Source organism: Sorangium sp. So ce426, from assembly GCF_051475585.1.
Taxonomy (GTDB): domain Bacteria; phylum Myxococcota_A; class Polyangia; order Polyangiales; family Polyangiaceae; genus Sorangium; species Sorangium cellulosum_B.
The window spans coordinates 8,033,553-8,049,337 of the sequence record NZ_CP150341.1 but is presented as its reverse complement, the minus strand read 5'-3'; the positions used below and the strand labels follow the sequence as shown (position 1 = coordinate 8,049,337).

Annotated in this window: 14 protein-coding genes; 13 read left to right on the top strand and 1 reads right to left on the bottom strand. The window is 67.6% G+C overall.

Annotation, left to right across the window (positions count from 1 at the left end):
- Positions 1-10: 10 nt before the first annotated feature.
- Positions 11-985, top strand: coding sequence for a D-2-hydroxyacid dehydrogenase (locus tag WMF44_RS29745; protein WP_437293432.1), 975 nt, complete (start codon positions 11-13; stop codon positions 983-985).
- A gap of 33 nt (positions 986-1,018) precedes the next feature.
- Here the strand turns inward: WMF44_RS29745 and WMF44_RS29740 are convergent, their stop codons facing one another.
- Complete coding sequence (locus WMF44_RS29740; protein WP_437293431.1) at positions 1,019-1,255, bottom strand: hypothetical protein; 237 nt, start codon at positions 1,253-1,255, stop codon at positions 1,019-1,021.
- Positions 1,256-1,772: 517 nt separating this feature from the next.
- On the opposite strand from WMF44_RS29740, the gene WMF44_RS29735 reads away from it, so the two are divergent.
- The 12 genes from WMF44_RS29735 (at position 1,773) to WMF44_RS29680 (ending at position 15,758) form a co-directional block, all read left to right on the top strand.
- Complete coding sequence (locus WMF44_RS29735; protein WP_437293430.1) at positions 1,773-2,180, top strand: hypothetical protein; 408 nt, start codon at positions 1,773-1,775, stop codon at positions 2,178-2,180.
- An 80-nt stretch (positions 2,181-2,260) separates the two neighbouring features.
- The gene (locus WMF44_RS29730) at positions 2,261-3,265 is read left to right on the top strand and encodes a hypothetical protein (protein WP_437293429.1); all 1,005 of its coding nucleotides are present in this window, start codon (positions 2,261-2,263) and stop codon (positions 3,263-3,265) included.
- Between the two features lie 9 nt (positions 3,266-3,274).
- Positions 3,275-5,257, top strand: a complete 1,983-nt coding sequence (locus tag WMF44_RS29725; protein WP_437293428.1) for a tetratricopeptide repeat protein — start codon at positions 3,275-3,277, stop codon at positions 5,255-5,257.
- Positions 5,254-6,294 carry a sialate O-acetylesterase gene (locus WMF44_RS29720; protein ID WP_437293427.1) on the top strand — a complete coding sequence of 347 codons (1,041 nt, stop codon included), beginning with the start codon at positions 5,254-5,256 and terminating at the stop codon, positions 6,292-6,294. The genes WMF44_RS29725 and WMF44_RS29720 overlap by 4 nt, the downstream gene beginning before the upstream one ends.
- Positions 6,295-6,303: 9 nt before the next feature.
- Positions 6,304-7,761 (top strand): MBOAT family O-acyltransferase, encoded by a 1,458-nt coding sequence (locus tag WMF44_RS29715; protein WP_437293426.1) that lies wholly within the window; start codon positions 6,304-6,306, stop codon positions 7,759-7,761.
- Positions 7,762-7,770: 9 nt separating this feature from the next.
- A complete protein-coding gene (locus WMF44_RS29710) occupies positions 7,771-9,078 on the top strand; it encodes an alginate O-acetyltransferase AlgX-related protein (RefSeq protein WP_437293425.1) in 1,308 nt (435 codons plus the stop codon).
- 1 nt (position 9,079) lies between these two features.
- Positions 9,080-10,039 (top strand): NAD-dependent epimerase/dehydratase family protein, encoded by a 960-nt coding sequence (locus tag WMF44_RS29705; RefSeq protein ID WP_437293424.1) that lies wholly within the window; start codon positions 9,080-9,082, stop codon positions 10,037-10,039.
- Positions 10,040-11,083: a TolB family protein gene (locus WMF44_RS29700; RefSeq protein WP_437293423.1), complete on the top strand. Its 1,044-nt coding sequence runs from the start codon at positions 10,040-10,042 to the stop codon at positions 11,081-11,083. It begins immediately after the preceding gene.
- Between the two features lie 17 nt (positions 11,084-11,100).
- A complete protein-coding gene (locus WMF44_RS29695) occupies positions 11,101-12,159 on the top strand; it encodes an NAD-dependent epimerase/dehydratase family protein (protein ID WP_437293422.1) in 1,059 nt (352 codons plus the stop codon).
- Positions 12,156-12,875, top strand: coding sequence for a glycosyltransferase family 2 protein (locus tag WMF44_RS29690; protein WP_437293421.1), 720 nt, complete (start codon positions 12,156-12,158; stop codon positions 12,873-12,875). The genes WMF44_RS29695 and WMF44_RS29690 overlap by 4 nt, the downstream gene beginning before the upstream one ends.
- Positions 12,862-14,907, top strand: coding sequence for an alginate O-acetyltransferase AlgX-related protein (locus WMF44_RS29685; RefSeq protein ID WP_437293420.1), 2,046 nt, complete (start codon positions 12,862-12,864; stop codon positions 14,905-14,907). Before WMF44_RS29690 ends, WMF44_RS29685 begins: the two co-directional genes overlap by 14 nt.
- Positions 14,904-15,758 (top strand): transglutaminase family protein, encoded by an 855-nt coding sequence (locus tag WMF44_RS29680; RefSeq protein WP_437293419.1) that lies wholly within the window; start codon positions 14,904-14,906, stop codon positions 15,756-15,758. The genes WMF44_RS29685 and WMF44_RS29680 overlap by 4 nt, the downstream gene beginning before the upstream one ends.
- Positions 15,759-15,785 lie beyond the last annotated feature (27 nt).

Below are 15,785 nucleotides of genomic sequence, written 5' to 3'. Positions count from 1 at the left end.
GGAGGCGCCTTTGGATCGGCTGATCATCGCGAGCACCGTTGTTCTGCCGCCGGAGGCGGCGCGCTCGCTCTCGGGGGGCGTCGCGCCGCACGCGCTCGAGCTGGCAGCGGCGCGCTCCGCGAAGAACCTCGCCGTCGTCGGGCCGGATCCGCTCGTCCTGGGCGCCGAGGTCGTCTTTGGCCAGCCGCACCCGGACGACGTGCGCGCGGCCCCGCGGCTCCGCTGGGTGCACCTCAGCACCGCGGGGTATGCTCGCTACGACGTGCCGGCGATGCGCGCCGCGCTCGCCGCCCGCGGCGCCGCGCTGACGACGAGCAGCGGCGTCTACGCCGATCCCTGCGCGGAGCACGCGCTCGCGTTCCTGCTCTCGGCCTCGCGGCGGCTGCCCGAGTGCCTCGAGAACCAGCTCGGCCCGCGCGGCTGGCCCGACGCGCACGTGCGGTCGCGGAGCGCGCTCCTGCGCGGCCGGCGGGTGCTCCTCCTCGGCTTCGGCGCGATCGGCCGCCGCCTCGCCGAGCTCCTCGCCCCGTTCCAGGTGGAGCTCTGCGTCCTGCGCGCCCGCCCCCGCGGCGACGAGCCTTTCCGCGTGGTCGCGAGGGAGGAGCTGGGCGACGCCTTCGCCTGGGCGGATCACGTTGTCTCGAGCCTGCCCGAGGCCGAGGGCACGCGGCGGCTGGTCTCGGCCGCGCTGCTCGCGCGGATGCGGCCGGACGCGTGGTTCTTCAACGTCGGCCGGGGCGTCACGGTGGACCAGGCCGCGCTGATCGAGGCGCTCGAGGCGCGCCGGATCGCGGGCGCGTACCTCGACGTGACGGATCCCGAGCCGCTGCCGCCCGACCACCCGCTCTGGCGCGCTCCGGGCTGCGTCATCACGCCGCACTCGGCCGGCGGGCGGCGCGAGGAGCCGATGGCGCTGGTGGAGCATTTCCTCGCGAACCTGCGGCGGTTCGAGCGGGGGGAGCCGCTCGCGGACCGGGTGATCTGAGGCGGCCGCGCGCGCCGGGCAGCGGGCGGCGCGTCACGCCAGCTGGATCTGATACCGAGGCAACGGGTCTCTGCTCGTCCCCTGCAGCCACCTGGCGTCGTGCCGCCACGCGCCGTTCACCTCCTCGCGGCAGCGCGTCTCGACCGTCATCATCCCCCCGGAGAACAGGAGGAGATTGTACTGGAGCGGGTATCCCGACACCCATTGCCGCGCGGGCGCGCCGAAGGTGCCGGCGGAGACGAGCTCGAGCCGCCTGCCGCCAGGGCTCATGTCGTACCGGTAGATCTCCTTTGATGATCAGCTCGGCGATCATGACGTCCTTCTGGCGATCCATCTGGATGATCCGGAATCGACCGGAGAGGTCGGGTAGCGCCTTGGTGAACGAGCTGCCGATCGGGTTGATCCGCCCGGGATGTTATCGCGATGCGCACCGCGGCATCGCCGAGCGCCTTGTGGCGCAGAACTGTGCTCTTCCAGTACGGCGGTTCCCGGTCGGGTGAGCGACCAGGAACGTCGGTCAGCTCGCCGAGCGCGGAGAGGAAGCGGGAGATGCGGCTTGGCTCGGTCACCATGGCGGCTCTCGCGCACTTCGCCGTGAATTACCAGCGATAGTGCTGCCCCCACGGTGGCCTCACGGTGGAAAGATGCCGACAGCCTGCAGCGATCTCCGGCGTGGGTTGCTTGATTTCGAGAATCGGTGCGTGCCTTGTTGCAAGATCGACCTTTCTCGCCCTATTCTGCGAAGATGATTCATTCAACCCGACGCCACTTTGGTCACCAAGTGTTGATGAGCGCGCTGCTGCTCGCGATAGCCGGTGTCGAGCGGAGCGCCCGGGCGGACGCGGGTGAACCTCTGGAATTGACGGCAAAGCTCGTTGAGATTCCCTCCAAGATGCCCCCCGATGACCTGTACGATTACGCCTACGTGATGCGCTACCAGGTCGAGGGCGGGGCGCTCGACAAGCAGTTCATCCTTGTCGCGCACTACAAGCCGCTCGTGCCGCGCTCCAAGATCAAGGACAAGATGAAGGAGCAGGTCGGCGGAAAGCTGCGTAGCTTCAACCAGGGCGACGTTCACAAGCTTAAATTGAAGGCCGATCTGAAGGCCATCTGGAAAGGTGCACTCGTGGACGAATATGCCGCTACGGATCGCGGGAGCGTTCGCTACTGGTGCCTCCAGGTCGACCCGGCTTGACCTTGCGCCTGGGAGAAACTCGCTTGAACTTCATACGACTACGTGCCCCGGGCGCCTGGCTGGTAACATGTGGTTTGGCCGTGGTCGCCAGCTTTCCGTTCATTGCGGCCGAGCGCGCGGCTCGGCAAAACGATGTGCGAGTGGCCCGCCTGGAGGCGACCCTCGGCGAGCGAGGCGACGCGCTCGCCGAGCTCGGACCAGCGCTGTCTTTACGAGTTTCACGGCTGGAAGGCCTGCTCTCGAGCTGGGAGACGATCGGCGGCTGCGGAGCCGGTAGCTCCACGGGCGCGGGGGGCGGAATCAAGTGGATCGGCCACAGCGTGACCGGGGGGCTATTCGAGCTGCAGACGCTCGGCACGTACACGCACCTGGACGACGGCTACAACCTCAGCTTGAGTCCTCAAGTCTCGCGCAATTTGAACGAGAAATGGAACGTGGGGCTCGTGGTTCCGCTGCTCTACAAGTACTACCGCGACTACTACGGCCTGCCCGTGGACGTCTCGAACTCCGGCGTGGGTGACGTCGCGGGGTTCGTCACGCGGCGCTTCGGCGAGATCAACTCCACCAGCCTGACGTTGCTGGTCGGCGTCCCGACCGGCGTGCACGACGCCCAGTACAAGAACGACTATCTCACGCAGGAAAAGCAGCTTGGCCTTGGCAAGGTGAGCGGCAGCCTGACGCTCGACCATACGATCGACAAGACGTGGGGGCTGATCGTGCTCGGCGGCTCGTTCGGCTACCGCGGCGGGGAAAACGAGCTGGGCAACTACCGCGCACCGGCGGCCGCGATCTACGGCTACTCGGGCTATTTCTGGGGGCCGCTGGTGCCGTCGGTCGGCCTGTCGCTGTCGCATTTCTTCGGTGCGGATCGTGACCGTGGGCTTGACCAGGAGGTGCAGCTGTGGGCCGTCACCGGCACGCTCGCCGTGGAGTGGTCGAACGCCTGGCTGGCGATCCTGGGGGGCGTGTCGCTGCCGCTCGGCTGGGACAAGCGCGGAGTCGTCGACGGCGCCGAGAGCAGCAGCCAGGGCGTGGGCCTGCAGCCGTGGACGGCAGGCATCGGCTTCACCGTCTCACCGTTCTGAGAAGTGGCCATGTTGCCCGTCGCCGCCCTGCTCCGCCATCGCACGCCGCTCGTCGCGGCGTTGCTCGGCCTGGGTGCGGCCTCGACGGGGCTCGCGCCTTCGGCCGACGGTGACATCTGGTGGCACCTCGCGGCAGGTCGCGAGATGGTCGCTCGGCGTGGGCTCCTGTTCACCGATCCCTTCTCGGTCAGCGCGCAAGGGCGTGCCTGGGTCGACGTGCACTGGCTTTTTCAGCTCGCGGTGTACGCGGTGCACCAGGCGGTCGGCCTCGTCGGGCTCGTTTTGGTCAAGTGCGCGCTGATCGGCCTGGGCGCGGGCTTCCTCTACTTCGCGCTCGAAGCGCGGCGCGGCTCGTGGGCGAGGGGGCTCCTCGTGACGTCGCTGGTCGGCGGGCTCCTGGCGGCTCGCTCGCTCTTGCTCGTCCGGCCCGTGATAGGCACGCTCGTCCTGCTCGCGTTCTTCTTGTTCGCGCTCGAGCGCTTTCGGCGCGACGGCCGGGTCCGGCACCTGCTGGGGTTGCCCTTGGCGCAGCTGGTTTGGGCGAATTTCCAGGGCCTTTCGGCGCTTGGCCCCGCGGTGATCGCGGCGTACGCGGTGGCGGCGCTCGGCTGGGCGAGCTTTGGCCAGACGCGTGCGTGGCCGTTTGCGCGCGAGCACGCTGGTGCGCTGGCACCGTGGGCGCGGGTACAGCAGCTGTTCGCGACGCTAGGGGGGTGTTTGCTGGCGACGTGTCTCACGCCGTTTGGCTTGCGCGGCGCAGCGTTGCCGGCGGTGCTGCTCGGGCGCTTGTTGCCCGGCGAGCACCAGGTCTTCGCCCACGACGTGGCGGAGAACCTACCGCCCTTCGAGCTCGAGCGCCTGTCAGACGGCGAGTTCTGGCACTTCAAATGGTGTTTGGCCCTGCTCGCTCTCTCCGTGCTCCTGGCCGGGCGCCGCTTGAGGCTGAGCCATGCGCTGCTGCTGCTCGGCTTCGCGGGGCTGGCCTTGATGAGCAACCGCAACGTGCTCCTGCTGTACTGGGTCGGGGCGCCGATCTTCGCGGTCAATCTGGCCCCGGCGCTCCGGCGGTTTTGTGTCTCGAGCTTTCGCCGCGCGGGCGTGCGCGTGGCGGTGGGCCTCAACGCGGCGCTCCTGAGCGCGCTGCTGCTCGTCTCGGCGTCGGCGGCGGCGCGCGAGCCGCCGCTGGCGGATCCGAGCCCGTTCCGGGTGCCGGCCGAAAGCGCTGTGCGCCTCGACGCGCTGCCCGGGGGCGACGTCTTTGCGGCCGATCATTACGGAGGCTACCTGATCTGGCGGCTCTATCCGCGGTTTCGGCCGTATATCGACACTCGGCTCGTGTTGCGCACCGCCGACGAGTTCGCCGAATACCTGAGGCTCGCGGACGAGCCAGAGCGTTTCGAAGCTTTTCAGGCGCGTCATTCCTTCGCCTACGTGGTCTTGCCGGTGATGTTCCCCGAGCGCTACCAGCGCTTGATTGGCCACCTCTACGCGAGCGCTGATTGGAAGCTACTCTACACGGACGGCTCGGAGGTGCTGTTTGCTCGCCGCGACCTCACGCCCGGCGTCGCGGAGCAGCCGTTCCGTGAAGCCAGCGAGACGGACCGCACCTTGGTCCAGCTGGAGCAGCGCTTCGCGGATTCCCCGAAGGTGCATGCCGCGGCACGTCTGAGCCTGGCCACGTTGCACGGCGTGCTCGGCCAGTTCGAGCAAGCGCAGCGTACGCTCGCGAGCCTCGACACGCCGCAAGCCCGAGCCCTCGAAGCGCGTCTTCGCTTTGCAGCGGGTGAGCTCGATGCCGCCGAGCGGCTCGCCCGGCAGAGCCTGGTTTCCCAGCACGACGACGTCGGGAGCCTGAATCTCATGGCGTTGATCGCCCTGCGAAGGGGCGAATCGGCGCAAGGCCTGGGCTTTCTACGGCGTGCCTTGCGCGTCCGGCCTTTCGACCCCGAAGCGACGCGGATCTTGGTGAACTTGGAGGAGAGTCGACGATGAAACCACTTCTCAACGTGAGCCTGTCCAAGTCTCGGTGGGCGCTCGTTTCCTTGTTCGCGCTGGGCGGCGGGCTCGCCTGCGGGGTCGTCGAGCACCCGCACGACACGCAGGCCGCCGGGACGGGTGACGACTTCGGGCCTTCGAGCGGCGCTGGAGCGGCGACCACCACGGGTGGAGCTTCGGTCGGCGGCGCCATGACCGCGGCGAGCGGGAGCGGCGGCGGCGGGAGCAGCGGGACCAGCGACGTGGGGTCCGGCGGAGGGCCGGCGCCTTCGGGCGTGACCATCAACCTTGGAGGCGTCGACGTCCCGAGGGAGCGCGCGATCGCCTTCATTCACATCGGTCACTCCAACATGGCCGGTCGCGCCACGAGGCCCCAGAGCTCACGCCCGTTCCATTTCACGGAGACCCACCCGCACGCCTTCATGTACCACCCTGGCTCGGCGCCGGAGCTCGCGATCGAGCCGAAAACCGCGGGTGACACCGCCGCCGGCGGGCCGGGTACGGCGCTGGTCAAGGAAGCCGCGATGCTCGCGCCCGACAACTATTTCATCTCGCTCGGGTTCGGGTGGCCCTCGGCCTACTGCTCCCAGTTCATTCCGGGCGGCCTCTACTACGACCAGCTGATCGCCGCGCCGAAGGCCATCAAGGGGCGGGTGACCTTCGGCGGTATCTTCATCTATCTCGGGATCACCGAGCGACACGGCACTGCCGCCGATCGCACCGGTTTTCCCGACTGCATCAATACCCTCGTGACCGCCATTCGCAACGACGTCGGCGAGCCCACGCTGCCTGCGTTGATGAACGACTACGAGGTGGAGAGCTCGGGCGAGTTCGTGGTCGGCGGCGCCGTGGCGAACGCCATCCGTCCCGAGATCGAAAGGTGCCCGAGCGTGGTGTCGAACTTCGCGCTCGTCTCGGCCGAGGGCGTGGGCATGCAAGATGACCATCACTTCAATCTGGACGGCCATCGCACCTGGGTGCAGCGAGCGCTCGCGACGATGAAGGACAAGGGCTGGCGCCCGTGGGCCCCGTGAGCCGCTGATATGGTCTTTTCCAGCCATATCTTCCTGTTCTACTTCTTGCCGCTGGTACTGGCCGCGTACTACGCCCTGCCGGGCCGGGCCCGCACGGCCCTCATCGCCGTGTCGAGCTACGTATTTTACGGCTGGGCGAACCCGAGCTGGGCCGTGATCATGTTCTTCGGCTCGAGCGTCGACTACGTGTGCGGCCTCTTGCTCCTGAAGATGTCACGGCTGCCCGACGTCGACGGCCTACCGCCCGTGATTGGCCCCGAGGTCGTGCGGACCCGCCAGATGAAGCTGGTGCTGGCGATCTCCATCGTCACCAACCTCGGGCTGCTCGCGGCGTTCAAATACACGGGCTTCGTCGCCGAGAACATCAACGCGCTCGGCGCGCTCTTCGGCAGCTCGACGCAGATCGTGCCGGTCTTGCACGTCGTTTTGCCGGTGGGCATCTCCTTTTACACGTTCAAGGCGATGAGCTACGCCATCGACGTGTACCGCGGCGACGCCCGACCGATGCGGCGCTTCACGGACTACATGTGTTTCGAGGCCTTCTTCCCCGACCTGGTGGCGGGCCCCATCATCCGTTATGCGGCGATCGAGGAACAGATGCGCGTGCGCCAGCACACGCTCGAGAAGTTCGCGCGCGGCGTCGCGTTCTTCTCGCTGGGGATGGGCAAGAAGATCCTGCTGGCCAACCCGATGGGGCACATCGCCGATACGGCGTTCGCCGGTGGCGCCAAGCACTTCTACGACGCGTGGTTCGGGCTGGTCGCCTACGCGTTCCAGATCTACTTCGATTTCTCCGGCTACTCGGACATGGCCGTGGGCTTGGCGCTGATGCTCGGCTTCGTGCTGATCCAGAACTTCGACTCCCCCTACAAGTCGCGCAGCATCACGGAGTTCTGGCGGCGCTGGCATATCAGCCTGTCCACGTGGCTACGCGACTATTTGTACATTCCGCTCGGTGGCAACCGCAAAGGACCCCTGCGCACGTACGCCAACTTGATGGTTGTCATGTTGCTCGGCGGGCTCTGGCACGGTGCCAGCTGGAACTTCGTGATCTGGGGCGGCATTCACGGCGGCATGCTCGGGGTGGAGCGCAGGCTCGGTAAAGCTCATCCGCTGCGCCGCCTGCCACCTGCTGTCGGCGTCGCCTTCACCTTCTTGATCGTGTGCTTGTCGTGGGTGTTCTTCCGCGCCAAGACGCTCGATCAGGCGGTGACCTACCTGGGCTCGCTGTTTGGGCTCGCCGCCGTTTCGCCGGCGGCGGACGTCGTGGCGGGCGCGCTCCACCCGCGGTACTACGTGGGGCTATTCGCGTTGGCCGCGGTGGTGATCTTCGGCATGCCCAACAGCTGGGAGCTCACGCGGCGCTTGTCCTTGCCCCGTACCGCGTTCGTGGCGGCCACGATGGCGCTCGCGACGTTGATGATGTGGACGCAGACCATCAACCCGTTCCTGTACTTTCAGTTCTGAGGCCGCGCGATGCAAAGTACCTTGCCTCCCTCGTCCTCCGCCATCGAACGCAGCGGCGGTCCGACCGACCCCACAGGCGACGAGCAGCTGCGCCGCGGTATCATCGCGACCGACGTGAGCCGCGGCGCGGCCTGGCTGCTCACGCTGCTGTTTCTGGGGGCGATCTACGCTGTTCCGCTCGCGCAGGCCTACCTCGAGAAGCGCGAGGATGAGGAATCGCCTCTCGTGGATCTGGTGCGTCGCCCACCGACGGCCGAGAACCTGCGTCAGCTCGAGAAGGGCATCGAGGATGCCTCGTACGCCAAGTCCTGGGTCCAGCCCCGCGTGCAGCTGCTGCTCACTCGTCTAGCTCGTGTGGGCAACAAGCTCGCGGTCGTCGGACACGGCGGCTGGCTCTATTACACGCCCGGTGTGCAGCACGTCGGCGGGCCCGGATTCTTGGAGCCCGAGGTGCTGCGGGGCCGCGCCAGGGAAGCCCTCGACGCAGGCCAGGAGCCCATTTACCCGGATCCGCGACCCGCCATCTTCGCGTTCCAGCAAGCGCTCGCGCAACGGGGGATTCGCCTCGTGCTCCTGCCGATGCCGGACAAGGCTGGGATCGAGCCGGGTCCACTTCTTGGGCGTGATGGGCGCGTCGAGATGGCGCAGAATGTCGACTACGACCGCTTCCTGAGCGAGCTTCGAGCAGCCGGCGTGGCCGTGCTCGACGCGCGCCGCAGCGTGCCCGAGCCCCGTACCGAGCCGCTCTTCCTGGCTCAAGATACGCATTTTACGCCCGGCTACATGGAGCGCATCGCCGCCGACCTCGGCCAGCTCGTGATCGGGCTTGGGGTATTGCCAACGCTGGCAGAGAAGCCCGTGCTGCGCGGCGTCCCGCAGCCGGCTTCGCGCGTCGGTGATCTGGTCGACATGCTCAAGCTGCCCGACGATCAGAGCCTGTTTCAAGCGGAGAGCGTGGTCGTGCGCCAGGTGCAGGACGCGGCCGGCGCGCCCTGGGAGCCTGACGAGAGCGCCGACGTGCTCCTGCTCGGCGACAGCTTCACCAACATCTTCACGCTCGAGGGAATGGGCTGGGGCAACGCGTCCGGCCTGGCCCCGCACCTGGCGCTGGCGCTTGGTCGCCCCATCGACGTGATCGCGCAGAACGACTCCGGCGCCTTCGCTACGCGCCAGGCGCTCGCGCGCGAGCTGAACGCCGGCCAAGATCGCCTGGCGGGCAAGCGCGTGGTGGTCTGGGAGTTCGCTGCGCGCGAGCTGTCGGTCGGAGATTGGATTCCGCTGGATTTCCCGACTCCCAAGCCTGCGGAGGCTCGGTAGGATGGCGACAGCCCTGGTGACTGGCGCCGCCGGCGTGATGGGCGCCCGCTTGACGGCGCGGCTGCGCAGAGCGGGCTGGCAAGTGCGAGCGCTCGTGCTGCCCGGTGATCCGTCGCGAGCGCGCGTGGATGCGCTGGGCTGCGACGTGCGCGAAGGCGATATCAGCGATCCGAGCACCTTGGCCGGCGTGTGTCGCGGCGTCGACCTCGTCTACCACCTGGCCGCCATCATCATTACCCACGACCCCACGATGTTTCAGCGCGTCAACCGCGACGGCACGGCGCACCTTGTCGCGGAGGCGCGAAGAGCGGGGGTGCCGCACTTCGTGTACGTCTCGTCGGCCTCCGTCGTTTACCCCCGTCGCACGCGCTATGCCGAGTCCAAGCTCGAGGCCGAGCGTCTCGTCCAGGGCTCAGGGCTCGCCTACACGATCGTGCGGCCCACGCTGGTTTACGACCAGGGTGGCGGTCAGGAGCTCCTGATGTTCCTCGACTACTTGCGGCGGTTTCCGGTGGTGCCGTTCATCGGCGCCGGGGGCGCGCTCAAGAGGCCCGTTTGGGCCGAGGATGTCGTCGACGGCCTGGTGCGGCTCGCCAACGCGCCGATCGCGCACGGCAAGACCTACAACTTTAGCGGCGCGGAGGTGATTTCGATGCGCGAGCTCGCGGAGCTGCTGCTGCTTCATCACGATCGGCCTCGGCCGTTCTTGCACCTGCCGGTGTGGGCGTGCCGGGCGCTGGCGGCGGTGCTCCCGGTGTTCATGAAGCGGCCCCCGCTCACCTCGAGCGCGATAGCCGGCATCGTCAACGACGCCGATCTCGACCCGACCGAAGCCATGAGCGACCTCGGCTACGCGCCGCTCGGCGTGCGCGCCGGGTTGCGTCGCTGTTTTCCTTCGCCCGCCGTCGAGGCGGCCACCCTCGCACCCCGCGCGAGTGAAGCTCGAGAAAGGACAATTTAGATGAGCCTGCGTTTCCCACTGCAGCAAATTGGTACTCTGTGCTGCTCGGCTGTGCTCGGATGCTCGGCCTTTTCGGGCGAGCCCCCGAAGGGGGCCGACGAAGCACCGCCCGCGGAGGACGTCGCGCTGATGCGCGAGGTCGGCGAGAAGGCCAGCGGCACCATCGTCTGGTCCAGCTCCCGCGTGGGGAATCACGACCTGTTCACGATGAAGACCGACGGCTCGGACGTCAAACAGATCACCAAGGGCGACGAGGTCGACTGGTTCCCGAGGTTCTCTCCGAGCGGCGAGCAAATCCTGTTTTGCCGCAGCAAACAAGGCTGGGTGAGCGAACGCGACGCCAACGCCAGCGACAAATGGGACATCTACACGGTCAAGCCGGACGGCTCCGAGCCGAAGAAGGTCGTCGAGGGCGCGAGCTGGGGTAGCTGGATCTCGGAGGATGAGATCCTGTTCGTACGCGGCACGAAGGTCTTTCGCAGCAAGCTCGGCAGCGGCGAAGAGACGCAGTTGATGGACAGCGAGGGCGTATCCGATCTTGACGGCGCTTTGCTGCAGCAGCCGGAGATTTCGAGTGACGGCAAGTACCTCGCCATCACGCTGCGCGGTTCGAAGCGCGAAACAGGCATCTGGAACATCGCCAAGAAGGCCTGGACCCAGACCGGGCTGGGCTGCCAGGTGAACTGGACGCCGGATCACACGGCCATCTACTGGGTTCACCCGACCGGGAATGGCGATAGCCGGGTGCTGCGCATGCCGATCGATGACGGCACGCCGCCGAAGGACGTCGACCTGGACAAGCTCCAGTTCATGGACTTGCCGGGTCGCCGCTCGCACGAGTACTTCCCGCAGCTGTCGCGCGACGGCAAATGGATGGTCTGGGGCATCACCCAGCGCGGTCACGACCACGACACCGCCGACTACGAGATTTACCTGTGGGAGGTGGGCACGCCGCCCGAAAAGGCCGCGCGCCTCACCTACAACTCGGCCAATGATCGCTGGCCCGACGTCTTCATTCCGTCCGCCGGGAGTGCCTCACCGTGAGGGAAACGCGCATCGCCGTGGTCGGCGCGGGCGGCTTCATCGGCTCGCACCTGGTGCCGGCTTTGCTTGAACGCTTTGCCTGCCAGGTCGACGCCGTCGACGTGGATTTGACCAAGCTCGAGTGCTGGGACCCGCGCGTACGGCGCATCGAGGCGCGCGTCGAGGCGCCGGGGCTCGTCGAGGACGTCACCGAGCGCTGTCAGGTCGTGATCTCGCTCACGGCGCTTTGCAACCCAGCCCAGTACTCGACCATCCCGCTGGAGGTCATCGACGCCAGCTTCACGCACCTGCTGCCGCTCGTGAAGCGCTGCGCGGAGCGCGCCGTGCGCTTGGTTCATTTCTCGACCGCCGAGGTTTACGGGCGCACCGCGCTGGACGCGCAGGGGCTGCCGGCCGCGCGTATGCACGAGGATGACTCGTGCTTCTTGCTCGGCCCGGTGGGGCGCGAGCGCTGGACGTATTCGTGCGCCAAGCAGCTGCTCGAGCGGGTGATCTGGGCGCACGGTCAGCACGGCGCGTTGCCGTTCACGATCATCCGGCCCTTCAACACCATCGGCGCGCGCATGGACTTCCTGCCCGGCATCGACGGGGAGGGGACACCCCGCGTACTGGCCAGCTTCATGAGCGCGCTGCTGCGAGGGGAGCCTTTGCCGCTCGTGGGCGGCGGCGCGCAACGGCGGACGTTCATGGACGTGAGCGACATGGTCGAAGCCGTGTGCCGCGTGCTCGAGCGGCCGAAGCAAAGTAGAGGTCAGATCTTCAACGTCGGTAACCCAGACAATGACGTCAGTATCGCGGAGCTCGCTCGGCTGCTGGCCGACGCTTTCGCTCAGCGGTTACCCGAGCGCGCGCCTGCCCAGTTTCGCGCGGTGTCGGCCGCCGAGTTCTATGGCCCCGGCTACGACGACACGCAGGAACGCATCCCCGACGTTCAGAAGGCGCGGCAGCTGCTCGGCTGGAAGCCCCAGCGACGCCTGGCCGCCTCCTTGCCGCCGATCGTGCACGACTACGTCGAGCGCTACGGCGGTCGCGTCGCAGCGGCATCGTCGCTCTCCCAGCTCGCGAGCTCCGCATGAAGGTAACGGTCGTCATCCCTGCGTACAACGCTGCCCGGCACATCGAGTCGGTGCTGGAGCGCGTCGGCGGCCTGGCTTCGTCGGGGCCCACCCACGTGGTGGTCGTCGACGATGGCAGTCGCGACGACACGGCCCGTCGGGTCGAGCGCTACAGATCGTCGGCGTTTCGCCTTAGCTTGCTCCGGCGGCGCAACAACGGCGGTTACGGCGCGGCGATGAAAGACGGTCTGGCCAAGGCCCGCGCCGATGCGCCGGAGCTGGTCGCCTGTATCCACGCCGACGGTCAGTATGCGCCCGAGGCCTTGCCTGGGCTGATCGGGGAGCTCTCGCGTCGCGGGCTCGATCTGCTGCAGGGCTCGCGCATCGCTGCGGGCACGGCCTTGCAGGGTGGTATGCCCCTCTACAAGTACGTCGGCAATGCGCTGCTGAACCGCATCGAGAACCGGACGCTGTCGCTTTCGATGACGGACTACCACAGCGGCTACCTCCTCTATGGGCCGCGCGCGCTAGCGCTGCCGTTCCACGACCTGTCTGACAGCTTCGATTTCGATCTGGAAGTCATCGCCTCGGCGCGGGCACGTGGGCTTTCGGTCGGCGAGGCGCCGGTGCCCACGCACTACGGGGACGAGGTCTCGCACCTGAACCCGCTGACGTACGGGCTCCGGGTGCTTCGCGTGATGTGGAACTACCGTCGAGGTCGCTATGACGCAGCGTAAGCGCGCACTCGGGGTTTGGGGGTTGCTCGCCGCCGCATCAGCGCCTGGCATTGTCGCTTGTCACGCCGGGTCTGCGAAGTTCCCCTGGGGTGATGCGAGGGCGGGCACGCGCGTCGAACACGCTCACGTCCGTACGCTGAACGAAGGCTACGCGCGAACGCGCTCGCAGGTCTGGGTGCGTGAGGTGGCACGCCCGACGCGCGCCGCGTTGGACTACGCCGCCTATCACAGCAACTTCATGATCGCCGACCCGGAGCCAGAGACGCCCATGTCGGCTGCGGGCACGCCCGATACCTCGCGCGCGTTCGCGGGGCAGCTCGACCAGGGCAGCCTGACGAGCGATCTCGCGAAGACGCCGCTCTCGCCGGCCGAGCAGCAGCGAGCGCTGGCTTTCGCGCCGCTTTCGGAGTTCTTGCAAGCGCGCAAGGTAGCGGGGGCCGAAGCGCTGGCCGAGGTTGGCTCAGCCGTGCGCAGCGAGCGGTGGGGCCTGCAGTTGCCGCCCGGCACCTCCGGCCAGCTCCTGAGCGAGGTGTTCGTTCATCAGGCCGCGTCGGGCGCGGTGGAGCTGTGGGCCAAGGTGGAGTTTCAGCCTTGGTTCAAGCCTTTTGCGGGCTCCGCCGATCAGGACGGGGACGGCTTTCCCGAGATCTATGGCCGAGTGGCGCCTGGCGTCGTCACTCCCGTGCTTGTGGCTGCGATCCAGAAGGACTACGTGGCGCCAGTGCTGTCGCCGAGCGAGGTGAAGGCTTGGGCGAACCAGCTCTCGTCGTATTGGTACCCGTCCTTCAACACCGATCTCATGCCGGTGGGACAGAGCTTTCCGGACGCGCAGACCGAGCCCTACATCAAGCAAGAGCTGGGTGGGCGCGCGTTTCCGGCGCCGACCATCGTGCTGCGCGGCAAGCCGCAAGGCAAAGCCACGTACAACGTCTTTCTGGTGCGTGGCGAAGGCGCGGCGCTCGCGGCCGCTGCGCCCGCGAAGCCGGCGCTTCGGCTGAGCAAGACACGTCCGTCGCCGAACCCCGCGCCGGGGCTCGAGACCGTGCAGCGCGAGCTGGCCCAGGCGGGCGGCTCTTGGCCGACGTGGATGGCCAAGCTCACGCCGACCCATGACGCCCTGAAGAAACGGCTCAAAGGCATGCCGCCGAAGGTCAAGGCGCTGGCTGGGCGAGATGGCTTTCTGTTCTACCGCAACGACCTCGAATACGTCAGCGGTGGTGATCTCGAGAAGCAACGCAAGGGAAAGAACCCGCTACCGGTGATCCTCGAGTTCAAGAAGCTGCTCGACGAGCAGGGGGTCGACTTCTTGTTCGTGCCGGTCCCGACGAAGCTCGAGGTGTATCCGGAGAAGCTGGACCCCGCTTTCACGGCGCTCTCGGGTCAGGTCATCAATCCGGCTTTCCGCAAGCTGATCGAGAGGCTCAGCGAGGAAGGCGTGGAGACCGTGGACCTGCTGCCGGCATTCCTGCAGGCGAAGGTCACGAGCGCAGCGGAGCCGTTTCTGTTCCAGCGCCAGGACACGCACTGGACCGACCGTGGGCTGCGCTTGGCCGCAGACCTCTTGGCCACCCGCGTGAAGAAGTACCCCTGGTACGCCGAGCTCGCCAGGCAGAAGCGCGCTTACGACTTGCGCGAAACCAGCTTCACCCGTTTCGGCGATCTGCATTCGCGACTGCCGGAAGCTGACCAGAAGAAATACACGCCTGAGACGCTCGTGGCGCACCAGGTCGTTGCCGACGGCAAGCCGTACGACGACGACCCGGATAGCCCGGTCGTGCTCTTGGGCGACAGCTTCACCGCCGTCTATGAGCTGACGGACGCCGAGCACGCTGGCGTCTCGGCGCACCTGGCGCGTGGCATCGCGTATCCGCTCGACCTGGTCATGAGCTACGGCGGCGGCCCCAACGTGCGGCAAAAGCTACTGCGCCGCAGCGTCGAGGCGCTCGGCACGAAGAAGCTGGTCATCTGGATGATGACGGCGCGTGATCTCTACAACTACTGGGAAGACTGGGAGCCGCTGAAGAAGCCATGAAGCGCCGCTCGCTCCTGCTCTTGCTCGCGGGCAGCGGCTGCTGGCGCGCTCCGCGCCGAGAGCTTGCGTTCGGCCGCGCCCTGATCGGCCTGGCCCGTGACACCGCGTTTGTCGACGAGAGCCAGGTGACCTGGAGCCTGACGGAGCTCTCGCGTCTCGTCGACGAGGCGGAGAGCGCGCTCGCTTCGTCGCCCCAGCGCTCACCTGCTGCGGTGTTGAGTGAGCTCTTGTTCGGTCGCTGGAGCTTCGTGCGCGAGGTGGCCGACACGAATCTGGCCTTCGTGTGCCTGCCCGGCGTGCTGGAGCGCCGCCGCGGAAGCTGCGTTGGCCTTGGTACCTTGTTTCTCGCGCTGGCTGACGCGCTCGGCCATTCGGCGTCCGGGGTGACGATGCCTGGGCACTTCTACGTGCGGGTGCAGGAGCAGGGCGGCGCGCGCAACGTGGAGCTGCTGCGCGCCGGTGAGGCGATGCCGGACGCGTGGTACGGCCAGCGCTTTCCGGTACCGGGCGGCTCGGCGCGCGAATACGCGCGTCCACTCAGCCAGTCCGAGGTGCTCGGCGTCGTCGAATACAACGTCGGCAACGAACGGCGCCGGCAGCTGCGGCTGACCGAAGCGCGAGCAGCCTTCATCCGCGCCACCGGCTTGTTTCCGGAGCTGTCCGAGGCCCACGCCAGCCTCGGCGCCGTCGAACAGCTGCTCGGTAATCTCGAGAGCGCGGAGGCAAGCTACCGTCGCGCTTGCAACGCCAATCCGCACTTGCCCGGCATCGAGCAGAACCTTGCGCTCTTGGCAGCGGAGCGCACGACCGCGACGACTCTGCGGGCGTGCCCGCTGCCGCCGAGCTATTGATTGGCAAGGGAATGGCAACGGCGACGC

Bases quoted from the DNA above. Each gene is read 5' to 3' on its own strand.
- WMF44_RS29680 (WP_437293419.1), top strand. From the start codon at position 14,904: ATGAAGCGCCGCTCGCTCCTGCTCTTGCTCGCGGGCAGCGGCTGCTGG.
- WMF44_RS29715 (WP_437293426.1), top strand. From the start codon at position 6,304: ATGGTCTTTTCCAGCCATATCTTCCTGTTCTACTTCTTGCCGCTGGTA.
- WMF44_RS29725 (WP_437293428.1), top strand. From the start codon at position 3,275: ATGTTGCCCGTCGCCGCCCTGCTCCGCCATCGCACGCCGCTCGTCGCG.
- WMF44_RS29710 (WP_437293425.1), top strand. From the start codon at position 7,771: ATGCAAAGTACCTTGCCTCCCTCGTCCTCCGCCATCGAACGCAGCGGC.
- WMF44_RS29700 (WP_437293423.1), top strand. From the start codon at position 10,040: ATGAGCCTGCGTTTCCCACTGCAGCAAATTGGTACTCTGTGCTGCTCG.
- WMF44_RS29740 (WP_437293431.1), bottom strand. From the start codon at position 1,255: ATGAGCCCTGGCGGCAGGCGGCTCGAGCTCGTCTCCGCCGGCACCTTC.
- WMF44_RS29720 (WP_437293427.1), top strand. From the start codon at position 5,254: ATGAAACCACTTCTCAACGTGAGCCTGTCCAAGTCTCGGTGGGCGCTC.
- WMF44_RS29690 (WP_437293421.1), top strand. From the start codon at position 12,156: ATGAAGGTAACGGTCGTCATCCCTGCGTACAACGCTGCCCGGCACATC.
- WMF44_RS29735 (WP_437293430.1), top strand. From the start codon at position 1,773: ATGAGCGCGCTGCTGCTCGCGATAGCCGGTGTCGAGCGGAGCGCCCGG.
- WMF44_RS29705 (WP_437293424.1), top strand. From the start codon at position 9,080: ATGGCGACAGCCCTGGTGACTGGCGCCGCCGGCGTGATGGGCGCCCGC.
- WMF44_RS29685 (WP_437293420.1), top strand. From the start codon at position 12,862: ATGACGCAGCGTAAGCGCGCACTCGGGGTTTGGGGGTTGCTCGCCGCC.